24 protein-coding genes are annotated in these 24581 nt (G+C 57.2%); 9 read left to right on the top strand and 15 right to left on the bottom strand.

Annotation, left to right across the window (positions count from 1 at the left end; translation table 11 throughout):
* Positions 1–144: SMR family transporter (locus tag IM273_RS16385; protein WP_239006651.1), on the top strand; the 144-nt coding region annotated here is incomplete at its 5' end.
* A 38-nt stretch (positions 145–182) separates the two neighbouring features.
* Here the strand turns inward: IM273_RS16385 and IM273_RS16390 are convergent.
* From IM273_RS16390 to puuD, 9 genes are all read right to left on the bottom strand, one after another.
* Positions 183–1004, bottom strand: coding sequence for a serine protease (locus IM273_RS16390; protein ID WP_028012967.1), 822 nt, complete (start codon positions 1002–1004; stop codon positions 183–185).
* A gap of 102 nt (positions 1005–1106) precedes the next feature.
* Positions 1107–1190 carry a hypothetical protein gene (locus IM273_RS22750; RefSeq protein ID WP_023617729.1) on the bottom strand — a complete coding sequence of 28 codons (84 nt, stop codon included), beginning with the start codon at positions 1188–1190 and terminating at the stop codon, positions 1107–1109.
* Positions 1191–1283: 93 nt separating this feature from the next.
* On the bottom strand, positions 1284–1658 hold the full coding sequence (gene asr / locus IM273_RS16395) for an acid resistance repetitive basic protein Asr (RefSeq protein WP_032642591.1): 375 nt from the start codon (positions 1656–1658) through the stop codon (positions 1284–1286).
* 148 nt (positions 1659–1806) lie between these two features.
* Positions 1807–3294 (bottom strand): carboxypeptidase M32, encoded by a 1488-nt coding sequence (locus IM273_RS16400; protein WP_069732359.1) that lies wholly within the window; start codon positions 3292–3294, stop codon positions 1807–1809.
* A 150-nt stretch (positions 3295–3444) separates the two neighbouring features.
* The gene (puuE, locus tag IM273_RS16405) at positions 3445–4716 is read right to left on the bottom strand and encodes a 4-aminobutyrate transaminase (RefSeq protein ID WP_193050120.1); all 1272 of its coding nucleotides are present in this window, start codon (positions 4714–4716) and stop codon (positions 3445–3447) included.
* Between the two features lie 25 nt (positions 4717–4741).
* The gene (locus IM273_RS16410; protein ID WP_193050118.1) at positions 4742–6022 is read right to left on the bottom strand and encodes an FAD-binding oxidoreductase; all 1281 of its coding nucleotides are present in this window, start codon (positions 6020–6022) and stop codon (positions 4742–4744) included.
* Positions 6019–7512 (bottom strand): aldehyde dehydrogenase PuuC, encoded by a 1494-nt coding sequence (gene puuC, locus IM273_RS16415; protein WP_193050116.1) that lies wholly within the window; start codon positions 7510–7512, stop codon positions 6019–6021. The genes IM273_RS16410 and puuC overlap by 4 nt, the downstream gene beginning before the upstream one ends.
* Positions 7513–7669: 157 nt before the next feature.
* Positions 7670–8227: an HTH-type transcriptional regulator PuuR gene (gene puuR, locus IM273_RS16420; RefSeq protein ID WP_013096835.1), complete on the bottom strand. Its 558-nt coding sequence runs from the start codon at positions 8225–8227 to the stop codon at positions 7670–7672.
* Between the two features lie 25 nt (positions 8228–8252).
* Positions 8253–9017 carry a gamma-glutamyl-gamma-aminobutyrate hydrolase gene (gene puuD / locus IM273_RS16425; protein WP_028012974.1) on the bottom strand — a complete coding sequence of 255 codons (765 nt, stop codon included), beginning with the start codon at positions 9015–9017 and terminating at the stop codon, positions 8253–8255.
* Positions 9018–9231: 214 nt separating this feature from the next.
* Between puuD and IM273_RS16430 the strand changes: the two genes are divergently transcribed.
* Together IM273_RS16430 and IM273_RS16435 are read left to right on the top strand one after the other, a co-directional pair.
* A complete protein-coding gene (locus tag IM273_RS16430; protein WP_024909135.1) occupies positions 9232–10650 on the top strand; it encodes a glutamine synthetase family protein in 1419 nt (472 codons plus the stop codon).
* Positions 10651–11006: 356 nt separating this feature from the next.
* The gene (locus IM273_RS16435) at positions 11007–12398 is read left to right on the top strand and encodes an APC family permease (RefSeq protein WP_193050114.1); all 1392 of its coding nucleotides are present in this window, start codon (positions 11007–11009) and stop codon (positions 12396–12398) included.
* Positions 12399–12461: 63 nt separating this feature from the next.
* Here the strand turns inward: IM273_RS16435 and IM273_RS16440 are convergent, their stop codons facing one another.
* Positions 12462–13715, bottom strand: coding sequence for an MFS transporter (locus IM273_RS16440; RefSeq protein WP_045261454.1), 1254 nt, complete (start codon positions 13713–13715; stop codon positions 12462–12464).
* A gap of 121 nt (positions 13716–13836) precedes the next feature.
* Here IM273_RS16440 and IM273_RS16445 point away from each other — a divergent pair, with 121 nt between their 5' ends.
* The 3 genes from IM273_RS16445 (at position 13837) to bioD (ending at position 16909) form a co-directional block, all read left to right on the top strand.
* Entirely contained in the window at positions 13837–14733 is an 897-nt protein-coding gene (locus tag IM273_RS16445; protein ID WP_048961364.1) for a LysR family transcriptional regulator, read from the top strand.
* Positions 14734–14862: 129 nt separating this feature from the next.
* Entirely contained in the window at positions 14863–16083 is a 1221-nt protein-coding gene (mlc, locus tag IM273_RS16450; RefSeq protein ID WP_193050111.1) for a sugar metabolism global transcriptional regulator Mlc, read from the top strand.
* 130 nt (positions 16084–16213) lie between these two features.
* Positions 16214–16909, top strand: a complete 696-nt coding sequence (gene bioD, locus IM273_RS16455) for a dethiobiotin synthase (protein ID WP_028012980.1) — start codon at positions 16214–16216, stop codon at positions 16907–16909.
* On the opposite strand, the gene clcB is transcribed toward bioD, so the two are convergent.
* On the bottom strand, positions 16844–18154 hold the full coding sequence (clcB, locus tag IM273_RS16460) for a voltage-gated ClC-type chloride channel ClcB (protein ID WP_193050109.1): 1311 nt from the start codon (positions 18152–18154) through the stop codon (positions 16844–16846). The genes bioD and clcB overlap by 66 nt on opposite strands.
* Before the next feature lie 250 nt (positions 18155–18404).
* Here clcB and IM273_RS16465 point away from each other — a divergent pair, with 250 nt between their 5' ends.
* The 3 genes from IM273_RS16465 (at position 18405) to IM273_RS16475 (ending at position 20934) form a co-directional block, all read left to right on the top strand.
* Complete coding sequence (locus IM273_RS16465) at positions 18405–20075, top strand: S-type pyocin domain-containing protein (protein WP_193050107.1); 1671 nt, start codon at positions 18405–18407, stop codon at positions 20073–20075.
* A 1-nt stretch (position 20076) separates the two neighbouring features.
* On the top strand, positions 20077–20328 hold the full coding sequence (locus IM273_RS16470; RefSeq protein ID WP_069732352.1) for a bacteriocin immunity protein: 252 nt from the start codon (positions 20077–20079) through the stop codon (positions 20326–20328).
* Between the two features lie 138 nt (positions 20329–20466).
* Positions 20467–20934 carry a DUF6392 family protein gene (locus IM273_RS16475; RefSeq protein ID WP_193050105.1) on the top strand — a complete coding sequence of 156 codons (468 nt, stop codon included), beginning with the start codon at positions 20467–20469 and terminating at the stop codon, positions 20932–20934.
* A gap of 76 nt (positions 20935–21010) precedes the next feature.
* On the opposite strand, the gene osmV is transcribed toward IM273_RS16475, so the two are convergent.
* Genes osmV through osmY form a run of 4 tightly spaced genes read right to left on the bottom strand, consistent with a single transcriptional unit; the run spans position 21011 to position 24443 of the window.
* Entirely contained in the window at positions 21011–22159 is a 1149-nt protein-coding gene (osmV, locus tag IM273_RS16480; RefSeq protein WP_192986097.1) for an osmoprotectant ABC transporter ATP-binding protein OsmV, read from the bottom strand.
* On the bottom strand, positions 22159–22806 hold the full coding sequence (gene osmW / locus IM273_RS16485; protein WP_028012983.1) for an osmoprotectant ABC transporter permease OsmW: 648 nt from the start codon (positions 22804–22806) through the stop codon (positions 22159–22161). The genes osmV and osmW overlap by 1 nt, the downstream gene beginning before the upstream one ends.
* 8 nt (positions 22807–22814) lie before the next feature.
* The gene (gene osmX / locus IM273_RS16490; protein ID WP_041910236.1) at positions 22815–23714 is read right to left on the bottom strand and encodes an osmoprotectant ABC transporter substrate-binding protein OsmX; all 900 of its coding nucleotides are present in this window, start codon (positions 23712–23714) and stop codon (positions 22815–22817) included.
* Between the two features lie 18 nt (positions 23715–23732).
* Positions 23733–24443: an osmoprotectant ABC transporter permease OsmY gene (gene osmY, locus IM273_RS16495; protein ID WP_193050103.1), complete on the bottom strand. Its 711-nt coding sequence runs from the start codon at positions 24441–24443 to the stop codon at positions 23733–23735.
* Positions 24444–24581 lie beyond the last annotated feature (138 nt).

The following is a 24581-nucleotide window of genomic DNA, read 5'->3' on the forward strand; positions in this document are numbered from 1 at the left end:
GTGGCCTATGCGCTGTGGGGCGGTTTTGGTATCGCCGCCACCCTGGCCGCAGGGTGGGTGCTTTTCGGGCAGCGTTTAAATAATAAAGGCTGGATAGGACTGATCTTGCTGCTGGCGGGCATGATCATGATAAAACTCGCCTGATCAATCGGTAACCCTGATTCACAGACAGCCGCGCTGGCTTACTCTTTAGCCAGCGCTTCCAGCTTATCGCGAAAACCGGTGACGGATAAGGCCCGGTTATCGGCTCGCCAGCGGTCTTTCGCCGCCGGGGCGGAGCTTTGAACCCCAATCAACTGCCAGCCGTTATCGGTTTTCAGCATCAGCGGTGAACCGCTGTCGCCCGGCAACGTATCGCACTGATGGGAAAGCACGCTGGTCTGCGCCCAGCCCGTCACGATACAGTCCGTGTGGGTGTAAAGCGCATCCAGATGATCGACCGGGTAGCCTGACTGCGTTACCTTGCGGTCGGCAGCTTTCAGCGCGGCGGTGAGCGCCGCTTTATCGCCGTCAAATAACGGCAGCGGCGTAATGCCTGAAGGCGGGTAGCGCAAAATAATCAGGCCAAAATCCCACGAGGCTGCCGCGGGCGGCACAATCCAGCCGTCTCCATCCGGTTTAAGACGTTTCCCAAGAGAAGCATCAACCCGGCCTTCAATGCCGTGGATTTCATAGCGCCAGATCCCTTTTTGCGACACAAATCGTAAGACAACCGCTTTGTCTGGCTTACCGTTGGGTGGCGTCAACAGGCAGTGGCCCGCCGTCAGCGCTAATTGCGGGGTGATTAACGTCGCGGTACACAGGTTGCCGCTGGCGGTTTCCAGTTGGCCTATAGCGTCCCAGGGAGCCTGGGTAGGATCGGTGACGCGAGTACGATCGTCATGACCGAAAAAAAGCGTCTTTAGCTCTTTCGCGCTAATGGCGTTATCACCGCCATCATCCGCCTGTGAAAATCCAGAAAAAAGGCCAAACGTTCCCAGCAACAACACAACAGATTTACGCATATCACACTCTGGTGGGGGTAATTATGATTATTAAAAGTGAACCCTATGAAAATACTATAGACGGGACGGCGCTAAAGTGGGAGTAAAATCAGCGTGCTACAGTCAGGAAAGATAAAAGCGGCTGGCGATGAGCGCGCATAAAATAAGCAGGATAAGAATCAGCTCAAACCGATAGCGTCGCAGCATACGCCCTCCGGATAAAAAAAACGGCGCAGAACCTTTTCCGGTTCAGCGCCGGTTTACCAACGTGCCCCGCAGGGCACGGTTAAGCTTGTACGCTTACGCAGCTGGCTGTGCAGCTGGTTTAGCAGCTTCGTGTTTTACTGCTTTTTTGTGATGCTTTTTCGCAGCCTGGGCTTTCTGCTCTACGGCTGGTTTAGCGGCTTTCTTGTGGTGCTTTTTCGCAGCCTGGGCTTTCTGCTCTACGGCTGGTTTAGCGGCTTTTTTGTGGTGCTTTTTAGCTGCCTGCGCTTTTTGCTCTGCAGCCGGTTTAGCGGCTTTGTGGTGTTTCTTGTGATGTACGGTTTTTGCTGGCGCCGCGGTGGTCGTTGCAGCAGGCGCCGCAGCAGCTGGTGCAGCAGTGGTTTCAGCAGCAAACGCAGCAGAAGACAGACCCATAGCAGCGGCAACAACCAGAGCTAATACTTTTTTCATGTTCATACCCTCGAATTTGGTTTTTCATTTAACCCCACTGCGGGGCCGTTGAAATAACTATATCCCTGTAAATTCGGGGTTTCCGTGAGTGATTGGTATCGGCGTGTAACCATATGTACAAGGCCGGGGAAGAACCCCGGCCTTATCATTACAGGTAGCGTGAGGTCAGGTGTTCGCGGAAGTAGCGGATATTCAGATCTTCCCCCGTCGCCTGGGTGATTAACTGCGACGTGCTAAAGCGGCTACCGTGCTGCCAGATGTTCTGACGCAGCCACTCAAAGAGGGCGGAAAAATCCCCTTCAGCGATGGAGGACGCCAGTCCCGGAAGCGCGGTCTTTGCAGCATGGAACAGCTGCGCGGCATACATCGCGCCCAGCGTGTACGACGGGAAGTAACCAAACCCGCCGTCGGTCCAGTGGATATCCTGCATGCAGCCGTTGCGGTAGTTATCTTTGGTGGATAATCCGAGCCAGGCCTGCATTTTCTCATCCCACAGGGCGGGGATATCGTCCACCTCAATCTCGCCGTTGATCAGCGCCCGCTCAATCTCATAGCGCAGCACCACGTGTGCCGGGTAGCTCACTTCGTCGGCATCGACGCGGATATAGCCCGGCTTCACGCGCTGGTTCCAGGCGATAAAGTTCTCTTCGCTGAACGCCGCCTGGCTGCCAAAGCGGGCGTGAACGGCAGGGAGGAGGTGCTTGAGGAAGGCTTCGCTGCGTCCCAACTGCATCTCAAAGAACAGGCTCTGGGATTCATGGATCGCGGTTGAGCGTGCCAGGGCAATAGGCTGGCCTGCCCACGCGCGCGGCAGGTTTTGTTCGTAGCGCGCGTGTCCGGTTTCGTGGATCACGCCAAACAGCGCGCTGAGCAGCTCGTCCTCATCATAGCGCGTGGTAATGCGCACGTCTTCCGGTACGCCGCCGCAGAACGGGTGCGCACTTACGTCGAGGCGACCGCCGTTAAAATCGAAGCCGAGCATCTTCATGGCTTCCAGACCCAGTTCGCGCTGGGTTGCCGTCGGGAAGGGGCCCTGCGGCGGAACGAACGACCGCTGAGCCTGTTTCTCCACCGCGCTTGCCAGCAGGTCCGGCAGCCAGGTTTTCATATCACCAAACAGCACGTCCAGGCGCGCGCTGGTCATGTCCGGTTCAAAAATATCCAGCAGCGCGTCGTATGGCGTACAGCCTTTGGCTTCTGCGCGCAGGCGGGCTTCTTCACGGCTGAGTTTCACCACTTCTTTCAGGTTGGCGGAAAAGCCCTGCCAGTCGTTCGCGGGACGCTGCGTACGCCAGGCGTGCTCGCACCTGCTGCCCGCGAGAGATTTGGCTTCCACCAGCGATTCCGGCAGCAGGGTAGCCTGCTGATACTGTCGCGTCATTTCCCGCAGGTTGGCCTGTTCGACGTCATTCAGATCTTCCCCTGCTGCGGCCGCTAACAGGTCGCCGACTTTTTTATCGGTCAGGATCTGATGTTGCAGGACGCTCATCTCTGCCAGCGCTTCACCGCGCGCGGCGCTGCCGCCTGGCGGCATCATGGTGAACATGTCCCAGCTGGCGATCGAGGTAAGGTGCGAGAAGCGGGAGAGGCGCTGGAAGGTTTTCACAAGTGACTGATAGGCTGATGTTTTTTGCAATTCTTATTTCCTCATGCCGGCGATGTGTTTCAGGGAGCATACAATGAAACAGACCAAATTCCCCAACATTTCCCACACGGAGGAAATCTGTGCCGATCTCCTCCGTTGAAACCGTCCCCGGCATTCCGGGTGACGGTTTTCGGTGGGCACTCAGGACTTATCACGCATGACCTGCTGCAGGATAGCCAGTGCCTGGTTGAACTGGGCATCCGGAATGGTCAGCGGATAAATGAAGCGGATCACGTTGCCGTACTGGCCGCAGATCAATAACAGCAGGCCCTGGGCGAGTGCCTTTTGCTGTATCGCCTGCGCGATGGCGGCCGAAGGCTCACGGCTCTCGGGATCAAAAAACTCCGCCGCAATCATCGATCCTCTCCCCCTTATCGCCACGAGCGCAGGGAAGGTGCCCTGAATCTCCTCCAGCGTGGCTTTCAGTCGATCTCCCAGATGGCAGGCGCGGGCGCACAGTGACTCGTTGTCGATAATATTCAGCACCGCGTGCGCGGCGGCCACCGCAAGCGGGTTGCCTGCATAGGTCCCCCCCAGACCGCCGGGCGCCGGCGCGTCCATGATTTCGGCGCGACCCACCACGCCAGACAGCGGCATTCCGCCTGCCAGGCTTTTCGCCATCGTCATCAGGTCGGGCTTGTCCACGTAGTGTTCCATGGCAAACAGTTTACCCGTACGGGCGAAGCCGCTCTGCACTTCGTCGGCAATCATCACGATCCCGTGCTCATCACAGATTCGGCGGATGGCGGCCACCAGCTCTGGCGGGGCGACGTTGAATCCGCCTTCACCCTGAATGGGTTCAAAAATAATCGCCGCCACCTGTTTCGCCTCAATATCCGCTTTGAACAGGCGTTCTATCGCCGTGATGGCATCCTGCGTCGTGATGCCGTGCAGCTCGGAGGGATACGGCACGTGATAAACCGACCCCGGGAAGGGGCCAAATCCCAGCTTATAAGGCGCGACCTTGCCGGTTAAGGCCATGGTCATATAGGTTCGGCCGTGGAAGCCTCCGCCGAAGGCAATCACGCCCGGTCTGCCGGTGTGGGCCCGGGCGATTTTAATGGCGTTTTCCACCGCTTCCGCGCCCGTGGTGAAGAACGCCGTTTTGGCCGGGCTCTGGACCGGGGCCAGCTCGTTAAGTTTCTCGGCTAATGAAACATAGCTTTCATACGGCACAATCTGGTAGGCCGTGTGGGTGAACTGGTGAAGCTGTTTTTCCACTGCGGCCACCAGTTCAGGATGACGATGGCCGGTATTCAGCACCGCGATCCCGGCGGCGAAATCAATATAGTCGTTGCCTTCCACGTCGGTGAGGGTGGCATTCTCCGCCGTGCGGGCAAAGAAATTACACATTACGCCTACGCCGCGCGGGGTGGCAGAAAGTCTGCGCTGATGAAATTCCTGGTTACTCATGTCAGATACCCTTTTGTCGAAACGATCATACGCCAAGACGATCGCGCAGGCTGTAATACGCCGCGCCCATCGCCGTGAATGGAATCCGCAGGCTGCGGCCGCCCGGGAAGGGGTAGTGCGGGAGGTTGGCAAACGCATCAAAGCGCTCAGCGTCACCGCGCAACAGTTCCGAGATCAGCCGCCCGGCCAGGTGGGTGCAGGTCACGCCGTGGCCGCTATAGCCCTGCATGTAATAGATGTTCTTGTCCAGACGGCCAAACTGCGGCATACGGGACAGGGTCAGCAGGAAGTTGCCCGTCCAGCGGTAGTCGATTTTGACGCCTGCCAGCTGAGGGAAGGTTTTGAGCAGCTTTGGCATCACCAGGCGCTCGACATCGTCCGGATCGCGCGCGCCATAGACGACGCCACCGCCGTACAGCAGGCGGTTGTCGGCGGTGAGGCGGTAGTAATCCAGCAGATAATTGCAATCTTCCACGCAGTAGTTATTGGGGATCAGCGTGCGGGCGACCTCTTCCGACAGCGGGGCGGTGGTCACCACCTGGGTGCCGCAGGGCATGCTGCGTTTTGCCAGCTCCGGTTCTATCTTATCGCCCAGATAGGCATTCCCGGCGACGATCACGTAGCGGGCCGTGACCTGGCCATGCTGCGTGCTTACTACTGCCGGGCTGGTGTGCTGAATGGCGGTCACCGGAGACTGTTCATATACACGCCCACCGTTCAGGCGAATGGCGTCCGCTTCGCCGATCGCCAGGTTCAGCGGATGAATGTGCCCCCCGCTGCGGTCCAACAGCGCACCGGTATAGCGGTCGCTGTCGACTTCCCGGCGGATGGCGCTGGCGTCCAGCAACTCCAGCTGGGTGTTGCCGTAGCGTTCCCAGTTGGCCTTTTGCTCCTCCAGCGTCTCCAGCTGCTTATGGTTTAGCGCCACAAACAGCCCGCCGGGACGATAGTCGCACTGGATCTGATAGCGCTGGATACGCTCCCGAATAATTTCCCCGCCTTCAAACATCATGCTCCCGAGCACTTTGGCGGCATCGGTCCCGTAGTTTTTCTCGATCACGTCGATATCGCGGCTGTAGGAGTTAACCAGCTGGCCGCCGTTGCGTCCGCTGGCGCCGAAGCCGATGCGCGCACCTTCAAGGAGCACCACGTCGTAGCCCATTTCGGCGAGATGCAGCGCGGAGGAGAGGCCGGTATAGCCGCCGCCCACCACGCACACGTCACAGCTGATCGACTCGTTAAGCGTCGGGAAAGGTTCATAAGCATTCGCGCTGGCCGCGTAGTAGCTGGTGGTATGTTCGGTCATGATTGAGGCTCCAGGGCAATCCAGATGGTTTTCAGTTCGGTAAATTTTTCCAGCGCGTGCAGGGACTTATCGCGACCGTTGCCGCTCTGCTTATAGCCGCCAAAGGGGACGGTCATATCACCGTCGTTGTAGTTATTGACGAAGACCGAGCCGGCTTTCAGGCGGCGGCTCATGCGGTGCACCCGGGAGAGATCGCGGGTCCATACCGCCGCGCCAAGCCCATATTCACTGTCGTTGGCCAGCGTTAAGGCTTCCTCTTCGGTTTTAAAACGGGTGACGACCAGCACCGGCCCGAAAATCTCTTCCCGGCACAGCGGGGAGGCAGGGTCGATGTCGACAAAAATGGTGGGACCGACTGCGGAAGGCCATGATTGTTCCCGCCCGTCCAGCAGCAGCGTACCTTTCCGGGTTCCCTCGCGAATAAACGTGTGGACGGTATCGGCGTGCGCAGCGTCGATGAGCATACCCATCGTGCTGTCCGGGTCGAGCGGATCGCCAGGCTGCCAGCGGTGGGCCTGCGCTTTCAGCCTTGCCAGAAAATCATCGGCGATGCTGTCTTCGAGCAGCAGGCGGGTACCGGCGATACAGACTTGCCCCTGGTTGTAAAAAATCCCGGCGGCGGTCGCGCTCACGGCCTTGTCCATGTCCGGACAGTCGGCAAAGATAATGTTGGCGCTCTTGCCGCCTGCCTCCAGCCAGACGCGCTTCATGTTGCTTTCTCCCGCGTCCTTCAACAGCTGCTTGCCGGTACGGGTAGAGCCGGTAAACGTCAGCACTTCGACCTCCGGATGCAGTGCCAGCGCCTGGCCCGCTTCGTGGCCGTAACCGCTTATCACATTCAGCACGCCGTCCGGCAGGCCCGCCTCTTTCGCCAGCCCGGCCAGGCGCAGGGCGGTAAGCGGTGATTTCTCCGACGGTTTTAATACCACGCTATTGCCTGCGATCAGCGCCGGGCCCAGCTTCCAGCAGGCCAGCAGCAGCGGGAAGTTCCAGGGGACGATGGCCGCAACAACCCCGATCGGCTCGCGCACGATCATCGCCAGCTCGCCCGGACCCGTAGGCGCCACTTCGCCGTAGACTTTATCCGCCGCTTCGGCGTACCAGCGAATGGCGCGAGCCGCGCCGGGAATATCGTCGCGCAGGCTGTGGCGGATGGGTTTACCGGTGTCCAGCGTTTCCAGTAAGGCCAGCTCTTCGCCGTGGCGTTCCATTAAATCGGCGAGCTTATTCAGCACGGCCTTGCGCTGCGCCGGAGACGCCTGTGACCAGTCGCCGCGCTCAAATACCTCACGCGCGGTCTGAACCGCGCGGTCCACGTCCGCCTGCTTGCCCCGGGCCACGTTCGCCAGCGTCTGTAGGGTAGCGGGATTAACGGTTTCAAACGTGGCATTATCGGCGGCGTCACAATAGGCACCGTTAATAAATAACCGGGTCTCAATGGCGCTGTTTTTAGCTTTATCCTGCCAGTAAGTCAGGTGCTGAAAATGCATATTCACTCCTTTCTTTCGCAATCAGATAAATAAAGGCATGGCCGTTTCAGGCAATACGAAGCCGTGGGGCATCCCGGGAATTAACCCGTTGAATGCCGACATTGATGGTTTTTATTTGTCCCGGCGTAAGCGCGCTTACGCCGGGACTGAGTGGTAATTAGAACGTGGTGGGGGTGTGGGCACTGATAATGCGGCAGATGCCTGCCGAGGTATTGCTGAAGCTGTGCGGTATGCCGGTATTGATGGCATAGCTCTGCCCCGCAACCAGGTGATAAGGCTGGCCATTAATGGTCAGCACTATTTCACCTTCCAGTATCGTACCGATCTCCTCACCCTGATGTTTGATCCTCTCTCCGGTCGTGGTTCCAGGCTGGTAAGTTTCAAAAATCATCGCCAGCGTACGGTTCGGATTTCCGTTATGAACCAGCTTCATCGAAACCCCCTGACTGCCTATTTCGATAAGGTCTTCCTGATTAATAACCACCTGCGGTTCATCAGGTTTTTCCGGTTCCGAAAAGAATTCCGAGAGCGACAGCCCATAGACTTTCAGCAGCTTTTGCAGCGTACTGATGGCAGGACTGACTTTGTCCTGCTCAATGGTGCTGATGGCACTGTGTGTTAACCCAGACAGTTCGGCGGCACGCCGCTGCGAGAGACCCAATTGCTGGCGGATCTCAGACAGACGTTTCCCTGGCGCCAGTCCGTCATCGCTCATAGTTGCATTTCCTTTACGGTAGTGGTCAAAGCCTTTGCTTCTCGGCAATGTGGCTTTGACAGGCGGTGATAAAACCATCAAACAACATACGTGACAGGGCGTACTCGCTGCTGTTCCATTCGGGGTGCCATTGCACGCCGAGGGCAAAAGGGTGGTCATGAACGCTGACAGCTTCCACCAGCCCGTCCGTCGAACGGGCCTCCACGCGAAGCCGTGGTCCTAACGTTCGTGCACCTTGCCCGTGTAACGAGTTTACCCAAAATGTGTTACAGCCTGGTATTAATTGAGACAGCAGTCCTCCCTCCTGAACCTGAACCTCATGAGAAGGGGCGTATTGTAGCTCAACCGGCAGTTCAGGATCTTCCCGGTGTTCAAGCAGGTCGTTCTGCTCGAACAGGCGGCGATACAGCGTTCCTCCCGTCGCAACAACCAGTTCCTGCAGCCCCCGGCAGATGGCGAAAATGGGGATGCGCCTTTCGAGCGCGGCGGCAATCAGCGCCATACTCAGAAGATCTCGCCCGGGATCGGCGTCAGGCTCATCGCCGTTTTCACCATAAAGGTGCGGCTGCACGTTACTTGGGCTGCCCGGCAGGTAAATCCCGTCCAGGGTTGGCAGCAGAGCGGTAAGTAGCTCTGGCTCTGCCAGCGCATGGGGTAAGGCAATCGGTAAGCCCCCCGCGTTAATAATGGCATTCAGGTACTTTTCTTGCAGGGTCTGGGTCTCATGACCCTTAAGCCTGTTTCTGCACATCACTACGCCAATAACTGGCTTGTTCATTATATTTTCCATGATCGCCCTCACAAAGTGGACTAAATTTAGGCCATTCTCGCCTGTGAAACGGCCTTTTCGTTCAATATTTTCTCAATCTAGCAACGGGATCTGCCTTTTGCAAACTTAATTTAACATTTGACAAACAATTTGTTTGCATACAGATTCGATAGGGTGGACATTATATTTGACAGTCCAGAGCAGCGAACGCAAATCCCAAAAACGGTGGTAAATCATGGAAACCAATATCGTAGAAGTTGAGAACTTTGTGCAGCACACGGATGAGAGGCGGGGCAGCGCCTTTACGCAGGAAGTGAAGCGCTATTTAGAAAAGTATCCTGACACCCAGTTTATTGATGTCCTTCTGACCGACCTGAACGGCTGTTTTCGCGGCAAGCGCATCCCGGTTGCCGGACTGAGCAAGCTTGAAAAAGGCTGCTATTTCCCGGCATCGGTTTTCGCCATGGACATTCTGGGTAACGTCGTGGAAGAGGCGGGCCTGGGGCAGGAGCTCGGCGAGCCGGACTGTATCTGCGTGCCGGTACCGGGCACCCTGACACCGTCCGCCGCTGACCCGGAATACATTGGTCAGGTGCAGCTCACCATGGTTGATGAAGATGGCGCTCCCTTTGACGTTGAGCCGCGGAATGTACTCAACCGACTCTGGCAGCAGCTGCGCCAGCGCGGTCTGTTCCCCGTGGTAGCGGTAGAGCTGGAGTTCTATTTACTTGACCGTAAGCGCGATGCCGACGGCTATCTGCAGCCACCCTGCGCGCCGGGCACCGACGTACGCAACACGCAGAGCCAGGTCTACTCGGTTGATAACCTGAACCACTTTGCTGACGTGCTGAACGACATTGACGAACTGGCGCAGCTGCAGCTGATCCCCGCCGACGGGGCCGTGGCTGAGGCCTCCCCGGGCCAGTTTGAGATAAACCTTCACCATACGGAAAACGTGCTTGATGCCTGCGATGATGCGCTGGCGCTTAAACGTCTCGTCAGACAGATGGCGGAAAAACATAAGATGCACGCCACGTTTATGGCAAAGCCGTATGAAGAGCATGCGGGCAGCGGGATGCATATTCACATCAGCATGCAAAACAACCGAGGCGAAAACGTGCTCGCAGACGCCAGCGGCGAGGATTCCGCGCTGCTGAAACGCGCGCTGGCCGGAATGATCGATCTGATGCCTGCGTCCATGGCGCTGCTGGCGCCGAACGTCAACTCCTACCGCCGCTTCCAGCCGGGAATGTACGTACCGACGCAGGCGTCATGGGGACACAATAATCGCACCGTTGCCCTGCGTATCCCCTGCGGCGATCGCCATAACCATCGGGTCGAGTACCGGGTGGCGGGAGCAGACGCGAACCCGTATCTGGTGATGGCGGCGATTTTTGCCGGCATTCTGCACGGGCTGGATAACGATTTACCCCTGCAGGAAGAAGTGGAAGGCAATGGTCTGGAGCAGGACGGACTGCCGTTCCCGATTCGTCAGAGCGATGCGCTGTGGGAATTCATGCAAAACGATCACCTCCGCGAGCGGCTGGGCGAACGTTTCTGCCACGTCTATCACGCCTGCAAAAATGATGAATTACTGCAGTTTGAACGCCTGATTACCGAAACAGAAATTGAGTGGATGCTGAAAAACGCCTGATGACGTGCCCCGGTAAGGGGCCGCTTTGTTTCATCGCATACGTATCACCAAACGGCCTGCGCGGAGCCTGGCCGAAACGTTCGCTGGCACGCCAGCTATCTCCCGGGAGTCGCGTTATGGAGCGCAGGCGGCACAGGGACTTTCTTAACGACACTGTGTGACGAGGTAGGAAATGATGCAGATGTTCAACTATCCGCAGGGCGAAGGGGGCCAGTCAGGCGCCTGCTGTGAGTGCGAGCGAGAGACGCTGCGCTGGTACGATCGCGTATGTTCTTTACAACTTCCCCCTTTGCTAAGCAGGTTTGCGTTACGGTCAACGCGATTGCAAACCACGGTAAGCATGGGGGGGATGGTTTATGGCGACTAACACCTCTCTTGACTCGCCGCGCATGGCCGGAAGAACCCGGCTGCGCAGTTCCCTCAAGCTCTGGCAGGTGGTCATGATGGGGCTGGCTTACCTCACTCCCATGACCGTGTTTGATACCTTCGGCATTGTGTCCGGTATCAGCAATGGCCACGTGCCCGCCTCGTATCTCCTGGCGCTGGCGGGCGTCATGTTTACCGCCATCAGCTACGGCAAACTGGTACGACAGTTCCCGGAAGCGGGCTCCGCGTATACCTACACGCAGAAATCGATCGGCCCCCACTTAGGCTTTATGGTCGGCTGGTCATCGCTGCTGGACTATCTCTTCCTGCCGATGATCAACGTGCTGCTGGCGAAGATCTACCTTTCCGCGTTGTTCCCTGAAGTCCCGCCCTGGGTCTGGGTGGTGGGGTTTGTGACGATCCTGACGCTGGCGAACCTGAAAAGCGTTAACCTGGTCGCCAACTTTAACACCCTGTTTGTGCTGGTGCAGGTCGCCATCATGGTGGTCTTTGTCATACTCGTAGTGCATGGACTGCACAAGGGTGAGGGGATCGGCACCGTCTGGTCGCTCCAGCCGTTTATCAGCGAGAACGCGCACCTGATTCCGATTATTACCGGCGCGACTATCGTCTGCTTCTCTTTCCTCGGCTTTGACGCGGTCACCACGCTGTCGGAAGAGACGCCAAACGCGGCGCGGGTGATCCCCAAAGCGATTTTCCTGACCGCACTGTATGGCGGGCTGATATTTATTGTTGCCTCGTTTTTCATGCAGCTCTTTTTCCCGACGATCGCGCGCTTCAAGAACCCGGACGCCGCGCTGCCGGAAATTGCGCTGTACGTGGGCGGCAAGCTCTTCCAGTCGGTGTTTCTGTGCACCACGTTTGTGAATACGCTCGCTTCAGGCCTGGCCTCGCACGCCAGCGTCTCACGCTTATTGTACGTGATGGGGCGTGACAACGTCTTTCCTGAGCGGGTGTTTGGCTACGTGCATCCGAAGTGGCGCACTCCGGCCCTGAACGTGATTATGGTAGGGATAGTGGCGCTGTCGGCCCTGTACTTTGATCTGGTGACCGCGACGGCGCTGATCAACTTTGGCGCGCTGGTGGCGTTTACGTTTGTTAATCTCTCGGTGTACAACCATTTCTGGCGGCGTAAGGGGCTGAACAAAACGTGGAAAGATCGGCTCCACTATTTCCTGCTGCCACTCATTGGTGCCGCAACGGTCGGCGTGCTCTGGATCAACCTCGAAGCGACGTCCCTGACGCTTGGCCTCATCTGGGCGGTACTGGGTGTCCTTTACCTGACCTGGCTCACGCGCCGCTTCCGAAAACCGCCTCCACAGTTTGAAGCCGGTAAGATAGAGCAGGCCTGGGATTCCTGAACGTGAAACGGCACCAGTAAGCTGGTGCCGTTTATCTGGATCGGGCATCAGCCCGCAGGATGATTATCTCAGGCGTTTATGAAGGCTTGCGCCCACCAGCAGTGCGGCACAGAGCATCAGCGCGATAAACCCGCCCACGCCGTTCCAGCCGTAGTGATGCCAGAACACGCCGCCCAGCGTCCCGGCGATGCTTGAGCCCAGATAATAGCTAAACAGATACAGCGACGATGCCTGGCCTTTGGCGCGACGCGCGCGCGGGCCAATCCAGCTGCTGGCGACGGAGTGAGCGGCGAAGAACCCTGCGGAGAAGAGCAGCATCCCGGCAAAGATAAGCCACAGGGAAGAGAAGAGCGTCAGCAGCAGGCCGAGCAGCATCACTGCGGTAAACACCAGCATCACCGGCCCGCGGCCAAAGCGTGCCGTCATCGCCCCGGCTTTCGGCGAACTCCACGTACCGGTGAGATAGGCCACGGAAAGCAAACCCACAACGGCCTGATTCAGATGCCACGGCGAGAGCATCAGCCGGTAGCCAATATAGTTAAACAACGTCACGAAGGAACCCATCAGCAGGAATCCCATCAGAAACAGTCGCGGTAAACCTTTGTCACGCCAGTGCAGGCGGAAGTTGATAAACAGCGTTTTCGGGCGCAGAGACGTCGGGCGAAAATGGCGCGATTCTGGCAGGATTTTCCAGAACATCAGGGCCGATGCCAGCGCAAAACACCCGATCACCGCCAGCGCAATGCGCCAGCTAAAGAAGTCCGTGAATACCCCGCTCAGCAGACGCCCGCTCATGCCGCCAATCGAGTTCCCGCTGATGTACAGCCCCATCGAAAAGGCAACGAAGCTCGGGTGGATCTCCTCGCTGAGATAGGTCATCCCGACTGCCGCCACGCCGCTGAGCGATAGCCCGATTAGCGCGCGCATCATCAAAATGCCGTGCCAGCTGGTCATCATCGTCGAGAGTAACGTACAGACCGAGGCCAGCATCAGGGCGGTTACCATCACCTGTTTACGGCCAACGGCGTCGGAGAGCGGGCCGGTAAAAAGCAGGCCAATTGCCAGCATCCCGGTTGAAATGGAAAGCGAAACGCTGCTGCTGGCAGGAGATACGCCAAACTCGTGGGAGAGAACGGGCAGGATCGGCTGAACGCAGTAGAGCAGGGCAAACGTTGCCAGACCGGCGGAAAAGAGCGCCAGCGTGACGCGCATAAACTGGGGGGTACCACGTTTGATGAACTGAACCGGCTGCGATGCTACAGGCAAATCATTAATATCTCTGGCCGGCTCGATATCAATGGTAGATGTACGACTCACACAGTTTCCTTGCTTAAACATCCCCGTGATTTCTGGTGACGGGTATGACCACACGTTCAGGGTAGGAAAATGTAAATATTCTGTCTAATATATTAATAATCTCAAATGATACTTTAAAAATATGAATATCGAGCTGCGTCATCTTCGCTACTTTGTCGCCGTCGCCGAAGAGCTGCATTTTGGCCGCGCGGCGGCACGGCTGAACATTTCTCAGCCGCCCTTAAGCCAGCAGATTCAAATCCTCGAACAGCAGGTCGGGGCGCGTCTTCTGGCCCGCACCAACCGCAGCGTGAGCCTGACGGCAGCGGGGAAGCAGTTTCTGATCGACAGCCGACAAATTCTGAGCATGGTCGACGACGCCGCTGCCCGGGCGGAACGGCTCTATCTTGGGGAAGCCGGGGAGCTGCGGATCGGGTTTACCTCGTCCGCGCCGTTTATCAGCGCCGTCTCGCAGACGCTTTCGTCATTCCGCCGTCATTTTCCGGACGTGCATATTCAGACGCGCGAAATTAATACCCGCGAGCAGATTGCGCCGCTTAACGAAGGTGCGCTCGATCTGGGGCTGATGCGTAATACCCAGCTGCCGGACACGCTGGCATGGGAGGTTATCCTGCGCGAACCGCTGATGGCCATGATCCCGAACGATCACCCGCTGGCGTCGCGTCCGGCGGTTTCGCTGGCGGAGCTGGCAAAAGAGCCGTTTGTCTTTTTTGACCCGCAGGTCGGGACGGGCCTGTATGACGATATTCTGGGGCTGATGCGCCGCTACGATCTGGCACCGGTCATTACCCAGGAAGTGGGAGAGGCGATGACCATTATCGGCCTGGTCGCCGCCGGGCTGGGTGTGTCGATACTCCCGGCCTCCTTTAAGCGGGTACAGCTGCGTGAGATGCGCTGGGTTACTATCGCCGAGGAGGATGCCGTTTCGGAGATGTGGCTGGTGTGGTCAAAACATCGCGAACAGAGTCATGCTGCCCAGCGCTTCAAACAGCGGTTAATCCAGGCTTCCGCGGTCTGATATTTCCCTGGAAAACGGGTAAAAATGTGCGGTAAATCACAAGGCTAAGTAAATATTTGACGACACCCATGGAAGTGCTTCACCATAGCCAACAGTTTATTTCGAAGCTCGAAAATAAGGGAGTACGAGGTGGTTGCTGATAGTCAGCCAGGGCATATTGATCAGATTAAGCAGACCAATGCTGGCGCGGTGTATCGCCTGATTGATCAGCTTGGTCCGGTTTCGCGTATCGATCTGTCGCGCCTGGCACAGCTGGCACCTGCCAGTATCACCAAAATTGTCCGCGAAATGCTGGAAGCGCACCTGGTCCAGGAGACGGAAATTCAGGAGCCGGGCAGCCGTGGTCGTCCGGCGGTCGGCCTGGTGGTCGAGACGGAAGCCTGGCACTACCTCTCGCTGCGCATCAGCCGCGGAGAGATCTTCCTTGCACTACGCGATCTCAGCAGCAAGCTGGTGGTGGAAGACCGGCTTGAGCTGCCGCTCAACGCCGAGGAACCGCTTCTCGATGCGATTGTCTCCCATATCGATCGCTTCTTTATTCGCCATCAGCAGCGGCTTGAACGCTTAACGGCGATTGCCATCACCATGCCCGGCATTATTGATACCGAAAATGGTATTGTTCACCGCATGCCGTTTTACGACGATGTTAAAGAGATGCCGCTGGGCGAAGTGCTGGAAAACCATACCGGCGTGCCGGTCTATATTCAGCACGACATTAGCGCCTGGACGATGGCGGAAGCGCTGTTTGGCGCGTCGCGCGGTGCGCGGGATGTCATTCAGGTGGTCATCGACCATAACGTCGGGGCGGGGGTGATCACCGACGGACGGCTTCTCCACGCCGGGAGCAGCAGCCTGGTGGAAATTGGCCATACCCAGGTCGACCCGTACGGTAAACGCTGCTACTGCGGGAACCATGGCTGTCTGGAGACGATCGCCAGCGTGGAAAGCGTGCTAGAACTGGCGCAGGTGAGGCTCAGTCAGTCCATGAGCTCCTCGCTTCACGGCCAACCCTTAACGGTGGATTCCCTTTGCTCCGCCGCGCGTCAGGGGGATCTGCTGGCGAAGGACATTATTACCGGGGTGGGTAATAACGTAGGCCGCATTCTGGCGATTATGGTGAACCTCTTCAATCCGCAAAAAATCCTGATCGGCTCACCGCTCAGCCAGGCGGCGGAGATCCTTTTTCCGGCGATTACGGCCTGTATTCAGCAGCAGTCGCTTCCCGCCTACAGCAGAAATATTGCGGTAGAAAGTACCCAGTTTTCCAACCAGGGCACGATGGCCGGCGCGGCGCTGGTCAAAGATGCCATGTACAATGGCTCGCTGCTTATCCGCCTGTTACAGGGTTAACTCTTTTCCGCAGATGTAAGAAAAATTGCGCTATCTCAAGCCGGGTAGCGCACGCATCCCGTAGACTTCCTCCACTGAATTATTTACCTGGTTGATATTTTCGAAGCATACCCAAGAGGTGGAGTGAGTCATGCTTAAGCGTTTCTTTGTTACTGGTACAGATACCTCTGTCGGCAAGACCGTTGTATCCCGCGCATTGCTGCAGGCTCTGACAGCAAGCGGTAAACGCGTCGCTGGGTACAAACCGGTCGCAAAAGGGAGTAAAGAGACGCCAGAGGGATTGCGAAATAAAGACGCCCTGGTGCTGCAAAGCGTCTCGTCACTGGAACTGCCTTACCACGCGGTCAATCCCATTGCGTTAAGCGAAGATGAAAGCAGCGTGGCGCACAGCGGCCCGATCAATTATTCCCTGTTATCCGACGGGCTGGCGAACCTGAGTGAGCAGGTCGATCACGTAGTCGTCGAAGGAACGGGCGGCTGGCGCAGCCTGATGAATGATTTACGCCCGCTGTCTGAATGGGTCGTGCAGGAACAGCTGCCGGTAGTGATGGTAGTGGGGATCCAGGAAGGGTGTATCAACCACGCGCTGCTGACGGCGCAGGCGATTGCCAATGACGGCCTGCCGCTGGCTGGCTGGGTGGCAAACCGTATTAATCCAGGCCTCGCGCACTACGCGGAGATCATCGACGTACTGAGCACCAAACTGCCTGGCCCGCTGGTGGGCGAGCTGCCTTATCTGCCTCGCGCCGAGCAGCGCGAGCTAGCGCAGTACATCGATCTCTCTGCCCTCGGTGGCGTGTTGACCGTAGATCGAGTCGTGGCGTAACGTCCGCGACAGTACGGACGCTATCACGCAGGCGACCAGTAAACCGGGCAGTAAAAAATACTGCCCGGTCATTTCACAGACCATCAGCGCCGACATAATGGGTGCATGCGTGGTCGCAGCGAGCAGCGTTGCCATCCCGGCCAGCCCCAGCAACATGGCCGTCTCAGAACCCGGCAGCCACAGCGCGAAAAGCTGCGCGAACAGCATCCCCGTAGCCATACCGACAAACAGCGTAGGCGTAAATACCCCGCCCGGCGCACCCGAACCGCTGCTTGCCAGCACCGCCAGCAATTTACAGATGAACACGCCGGCAATCACCGACAGCAGCGGCGGGGCGAGCAGAAAAGCCTGAACCACGCTGTAGCCGTTTCCCCAAACTTTCGGCGTCAAAAGAGAAAGCAGCCCAACAATCAAGCCGCCGAGCGCCAGCTGCCACGGCGGCGAAAGTTTGAGGCGCAGGAACAGCCCGTGGCTGAACGCCATTAGCCACATCAGCAGCGGTCCGCAGAGACCAGCCACCAGCCCCATCGCGACCAGCAGGGCATAATCTGCCGCGGTGAGAATGCCGCTCAGATGGACCTCGTAGAGCGTACCGGCACCCGGTGCCAGGAGTTGCGTCGTAAGAAGCGCCACCACCGCCGCAATCACCACGGGGCCGAGCGAGGCCAGCATCAGCGTGCCAAACAGAATCTCTGCAATAAACAGGCTTCCCGCTAACGGAGCATGGTAGGCGCTGGCCATCCCGGCGGCGGCGCCACAGGCGATCCAAAGCTTCCATTCCGATTTGGGCGTAAAGCGCCGGGCAAAAAAGGAGGCGGCGAGGGCGGCAAGCAGGATCATGGCCCCTTCGCGGCCGATGGCGCTTCCGCTGGCAACGACCAGCAGCGAAGCAAGAGATTTAACGAGGCTCGCGCCGTAATCAAACTGACCGTCGCCGGTCTCCAGCGCTTCCATATAATCGGTGGGGGCATGAGGCCGCTGGGCGGTCAGGCGCTGCCATCCCCAGAGCAACAGCCCGGCAGCCAGCCCGCCCAGCGCGGGCGTCAGCGCGCGCCTCCAGGGGGAGAGCGACGCGGCGGCATTCACCAGGCTGCCGCTGTCGTTGCTCAGAAGCAGCCACTCCAGCAGGTACATGCTGTGGCGGAACACCGCAACGGCCAGCGCGGCCAGCACGCCGGTGACGGTGGCAATCAGCAGTCGGCGAAACATCGCGCGGATGTCGGGGTACGTATGAAGACGTTGCATGGGTCGCGAATAAACGGGGACGATGTCCTATTGTGGTTGCAACTCAACCAGTATGCAAATGAGCTTTTATAAGGTGTTCTATATATATTATTTATTTTTCTTTGTCATTTATTTGATTATTAAATATTAACCAAAAGTGCTGAATAAATTTGGTGAACTCGTATTCATAGTAAAATTGCTTTTTTATTTACAGGAAGGAAAAGGAAATTCTTTATGAGTAACGAACTCACTAATTACCGGAGCGTAATGCATGGGTTACCGTACCGATAATTATGGCCGGGGGCAGGCGCTGACAGGAGATAAAACCTCTACCGGGGCAACCTGTATTGGATCCCTGCCGAACTGCACCGAACACGGGCGAGGGGTAGTCAGGGTTGGTGATAAAACCACGCCGTGTAAAAACTGCGGAAAGCCCGGTACCATTCTTGATGGTGAACCCCGCGTAAGCTTCCATGGTGTTGCCGCTGCTGTCGATCGCTCTAACGTCAGGTGTGGATGCCCGCCGGGAACAAATTTTATCATCGCTCCCATTGGCGACTGGCTGGGTAGTGGTCCATCACCAGAACAAATCGTCAGGGAAAGGCACGCTGTGATGCTGGCCGAACGCAGGGCAGAGCAGGAGAGGGAAGAGAAACACAGGGAGGAGGAAAGGGAGCGAAACCGGGTATTTGCAAAATCCTGCCTCCGTGGCGAGGGCTGCAATGATGCAGGCGACCAGCGTGAACCTCACACCAATTTTGCTGATATGGCATTTTTTCAGGCCATGCCCGCCAGCGACCCCGTGACCGATTCAGACACCCCGCAGCACGCACAGACCGCCAGAAAGAAAAAGCCAGAAGATATCCCCAAACCGAAGAAGCGCAGCGCCTTGTATCGTTGGTGGAACGGTAACCATGAGGAGATGGATTATCAGGCTGCGGTGGCTGCCGCGTCTGCTGCTGCACGGGCGCAGACGGCCACGGCAGGCGCAAGCCTGCTGGAGCTGATAAGCGGCAGGGCACTGACTTACGGCACCTGGGCGGTGCGTGGTGCTGTTGCCGGACCCGGTGCACCCGTGGCCGGACTGCTGGTGGGGATGATGCCCGGCAGGCTGAACGACGGCGAACAGGATTTTATCGACCGTATGCGCCTGGAGCAGATGCATGAAGCCCCGAGCCGGGTGCGCTATACGTGGGAGAAGGACAGCAGAGGGAACCCGGTTCCGCATGGCTGGCACACACCACCTGGCCGGGACAGTGTGCGTGTCAGAAAAATGGAGTACGACACCAGCGCGCAGGCGTACACCTTCACCACGGAAGAAGATCCGCACATCACCATTATCTGGACGCCTGACCGAACGGTCGAGGAAAAGCCGTGGAATACCGGCAACCAGGCGCGTCCGGTGTTGCCGAAACCGGTGATAGTTGACCCGCTGCCGGATAACACCGGCATAACGGCGACCACCAGCCCGGCATCGGAGGAAAAGCATTTCGCGGATTACATTCTGATCCTGCCGTTCCCTGACCTGCCGCCGATTTATATTTATCTGAGGCACAATCCCGGACAAGTCACGGGCAAAGGGAAAAAAGTAAGTGGCGTATGGCTGTCAGATGCTGATAAGGGGGATGGTTCTCCAATTCCAGAGCAGATAGCTGACAGACTGCGTGGAAGGTCATTTACCAATTTTGACCGCTTCAGAGGGGCTTTCTGGCAGGAGGTGGCACGGGATCCTGAATTATCAGGACAATTTAAACGGGGAAACGCAGGTAATATAAGAGCAGGAAAAGCCCCTTCACCGCGAGAAAGTGAACAGGTTGGCGGAAAAATAAAATATGAGATTCATCACATTAAGCCGATCGATGAAGGTGGTGAAGTTTACAATGTGGACAATATGGGGATTGTTACTCCAAAACGTCATATAGATATTCATAGAGGTATGTGATTTGAAAACTATTAGCGACTACACGGAAAGTGAGTTTTTAGATTTCGTCAGAAAGATATTTGATGTATCTACTACTTCTGAATCTGAAGATATAAAAAATATCTTGGAATTTAAAAGGCTTACAGAACATCCTGACGGCTCCGATCTTATCTTCTACCCCCGAGAAGACCGAGATGATAGTCCGGAAGGAATTGTGCAAGAGGTCAAGCAGTGGCGTAAAGCCAATGGTAAACCTGGCTTTAAAGAATCTTGAGCATCAAGCCCCGGGAGGGGCTTTTTTGTGCTCACGTGCAATAAAGCCAGCATTAAAAAAGCATGGTGCAACGGAAAGTCAGATTGAAGCTGCAAGGGCTAAAATTCACGAATTGAATCGTAATGCGGGGTTATACGAATGACTGTAAATGTAGAAGTACTGATCCGTAATCTTGGCAGGAGCTATAAAGAGTTAGTTGATAATGAAGTAATCACGTACAAAACTGACCCTAAAGGGGCTGCAGGCGACCCCGTGTTACTTTTACCAATGGTGAACGAAGGCGTTTTTTTAGCCTTTATTCGAGAAGGGAGAATACTGAAAGAAATTACGTTGTCTATTCAGCGTGATGACGTAAAGGAATGGGTCTTCCCGAATGAACTCCCTATACCGTTGCAGCAGAACATGTCTCGCGCATGGATTCATCAGTCATTTGGTGAGCCCGAAGGCTTGGTTACCCCAAGAATGATAATGAATCGTTCTTTCGGGTGGGTTGAAAAATACACCGTTGAAGATTTTCATACGCCAATCACAATGCAGATTAATTACGATCTTGACGAAATGGTGAAAGCAGTAGCATTTATTCTCACTTCTGAAATTCGCTGGTAAACCCAACATAAGCCAAACACAAGCCCCGTGAAGGGGCTTTTCTACGCTGTATCCAAAAACTAAGTAAATATAATTCTCAGCTCTCACTATGAATATTCAGCGCCCGGCGCGTACGCCCTGAGCTCAGGTATTCGGCAATATAATCCTGCGAAATCTCGCCGTTGTAGCGCCCGTCCTCATCCACGATCGGCATCCAACTGGTGTTGCTCTCATACAGGCGTGATAGCACCACGCGCAGGTTGTCTTCGGCTTTGCCGGTCATGCGGAACGGATGCAGGATGTCGGCGCAGGTCCCGCTGGCGTTACGCGCTTCGCGACGCTTCACAAAGCCCAGCGGCTTGCCGTGCTCGTCAACCACGGTAATCGCGCGAATATCATTATCGTCCATGGTGGCAAACGCGTCAGTAAGCGGGGTAGAGCCTCGCACCGTAATAGTAGGCTGCTGGTCGGTGACGTCGCCGGCGGAGACCAGCAGCAGGCGCTTCAGCGTGCGGTCCTGACCAACAAACGAGCCGACAAATTCGTTCGCCGGTTTCGCCAGCAGCTCGTCCGGGCTGGCGCACTGGACGATTTTCCCCTGACGGAAGACCGCAATGCGGTCGCCGAGCTTCAGGGCTTCGTCGATATCGTGGCTCACCAGCATGACGGTTTTTTTCAGCTTGCGCTGCATCTCGAGGAACTGGTTCTGGATCACCTCACGGTTGATCGGGTCCACCGCACCGAAGGGTTCATCCATCAGCAGTACCGGAGGATCCGCCGCCAGGGCGCGAATAACGCCAATACGCTGCTGCTGGCCGCCGGACATCTCGCGCGGATAACGGTGGAGGAACTTGTGCGGATCCATTGCCACCATATCCATCAGCTCTTCGGCGCGGGCTTTGCAGCGCGCTTTATCCCAGCCCAGCATGCGCGGCACGACGGTGATGTTCTCTTCAATGGTCATGTTCGGGAACAGGCCAATCTGCTGGATCACGTAGCCGATGTTGCGGCGCAGGGTGACGGTGTCCATCCCGTTGGTGTCCTCGCCGTTAATCAGGATGTTTCCGCTGCTTGGGGTGATGAGGCGGTTAATCATCTTCAGGGTGGTGGTCTTTCCGCAGCCAGACGGGCCGAGCAGGACGCACATTTCCCCTTCTGGCACGTTCAGGTTGACGTTATCGACGGCCTTAAAGGTCTGGCCGTGCTTCTGTGAAAATTGTTTGGTGAGGTTTTCCAGTTTTATCATTATCGAATCCCCTTTGGAGTCAGAACCACCTGCAGACGGTGCAGCAGCCAATCGAGCACAATCGCTAAAAGACAGATCATCAGCGCGCCCGCAATCAACATACGAATATCGCTTCCGCCGATGCCGTTAAGCAGCAGCAGGCCAAGTCCGCCCGCGCCAATCACGGCGGCAATCGCCATCACGCCGATGTTCATCACCACGGCGGTGCGGATCCCGCCGAAAATCACCGGCAGCGCCATCGGAATTTCCACCCAGCGCAGACGCTGCCAGAACGTCATGCCGATGCCGCGTCCGGCTTCGCGCAGGCCCGGGGGCAGGCTGTCGAGCGCCGTGTGGGTGTTACGCACGATCGGCAGCAGCGAGTAGAGAAACACCGCCGTGATTGCGGGCAGGGCGCCAATCCCCTGACCGATCAGCGAAAACAGCGGGATCATCAGGCCAAACAGGGCAATGGACGGGATGGTCAACACGATGGTGGCAATCCCCAGCACCGGCGTCGCCAGCCACTTGTGGCGCACAATCAAAATGCCCAGCGGGACGCCGATGATAATCGCTAAGCCCACGGCCAGCGCCACCAGCCACAGATGCTGAAGCGTCAGGGTTAACAGATAGTCCCAGTTGTCCAGAATGTAGTGAACGGTATCCATAGCGCCTCCTACAGCAGCTGTTTGCTACGCAGGAAATCGCGGGCGACCTGCTGCGGTGACTGATGGTCAATATCCACCTTCTTGTTCAGCTCGGTGATAACGTCGTTGTTGAGCTGGGCCGAGAGGGTATTGAGCGCCTCTTCCAGACCGGGATTGGCCTCGAGGGTGTCCTTGCGCACCACCGGGGTGACCGCGTAGCTCGGGAAGAAGCCTTTATCATCTTCCAGCACTTTGAGATCAAAGCCCTTCACGCGCCCGTCGGTGGTATAAACCAGCCCGGCGTCGACGAAGCCGTCGCGCACAGCGTTATAGACCAGACCCGGGTCCATCTGGCGGATTTGCGGACGGTCCAGATCCATCTTATAGGCCTCCTGCAGTGGCTTCATGCCGTCGCTGCGCCCGGCAAATTCAAGGTCTAAGCCCAGCAGCCAGTTTTTGTCCGGGTTGGTTTTGCGAACCTGTTCAATTTTCGCCACCATCTCCGACATGGTGTTGATATGCTCCGCCTCGGCGCGCTTGCGCTGCATGGCGAAGGCATAGGTGTTGTTCATGTCGGCGGGTTTGAGCCACACCAGACCGTGCTTCGCATCCAGGCGCTTCACCGTCTCCCAGGACTCCTGCGGCGACATGCGCTTGTTGATGTGGTTGAAGATGATCAGCGACGTGCCGGTGTACTCCCAGGTCATATCAATCTGCTTGTTGATCATCGCGTTGCGGGAGATCACCGTGGCGATATTGGTTTTTGGCTGAACCTGAAAACCTTTCTTTTGCAGGTACTGTACGGTCATCGCCGAGAGAATGTGCTGCTCGGTAAAGCTCTTGGTCGCCAGAATCAGCGGGGCTGCCATCGCCTGGCCGGTGAACAGCGCCGCGGCACACAGCGCCGCCAGGCTGGATATCAGTCTCATAAAAGCTCCTTGTTATTGTTATCGAGCGAGATGGGGACTCATCACGCGACCCAGCGCCGCCAGCAGGGTGTCGAGGATCAGGGCGAACAGGGCGGTGGCCGCCGCGCCGAGGATCAGGGTCGGGAAATCGTTCAGGTAAATGCCCGGGAAAATCAGCTCGCCGTAGCTGCTGGCGCCAATCAGGAACGCCAGCGGCGCGGTACCGACGTTAATGGCGGTAGCGATGCGGATCCCCGAGAGCATAACCGGCCAGGCGTTGGGCAGCTCAACCTGGCGCAGGCGCTGCCATTTGGTCATCCCAATCCCGTTTGCCGCTTCCAGCAGCGACGACGGGACGGAGCACAGCCCGGCGTAGGTATTGCGCACAATCGGCAGCAGCGAGGCGAGGAACAGGGCGATGATGGCGGGCGTATCGCCGATACCAATCACCACCATCGCCAGCGCCAGCACGGCCAGCGGCGGCAGGGTGTTGCCGACATTAAAGATTTGCATCACGCATTCGGCGACGCCCCGCGCGGCCGGACGGCTCAGCAGAATACCGGCCGGAATGCCCACCAGCAGGGCAAAAAACATCGACGAGAAAACCAGAATCATGTGCTGTTGCCCGAGGTAGACCAGGTCAACCTGACGCGCCTTGATTGTCTCAAGCCCGATTCCCCAGACGAGGAGGGCGAGGACCACGAGAATGGCGCCGACAAATAGCAGCGAGCGTTTGAGTAATGGGTGCATTGCGGTGTGTCTCCCTGTGCGCATGCGTTATAGCAACCACCGGTTGCCTGTTGTTATGCCATGTTTCGGCAGGGGTAATTGACCTATAGCAAGCGTTTGGGAAGGGTTCCAGCGAAGGGGGGAAATCAGTAACCCTAT

It is taken from the genome of Enterobacter cloacae complex sp. P13B (genome assembly GCF_014895915.1).
Lineage (GTDB): Bacteria > Pseudomonadota > Gammaproteobacteria > Enterobacterales > Enterobacteriaceae > Enterobacter > Enterobacter bugandensis.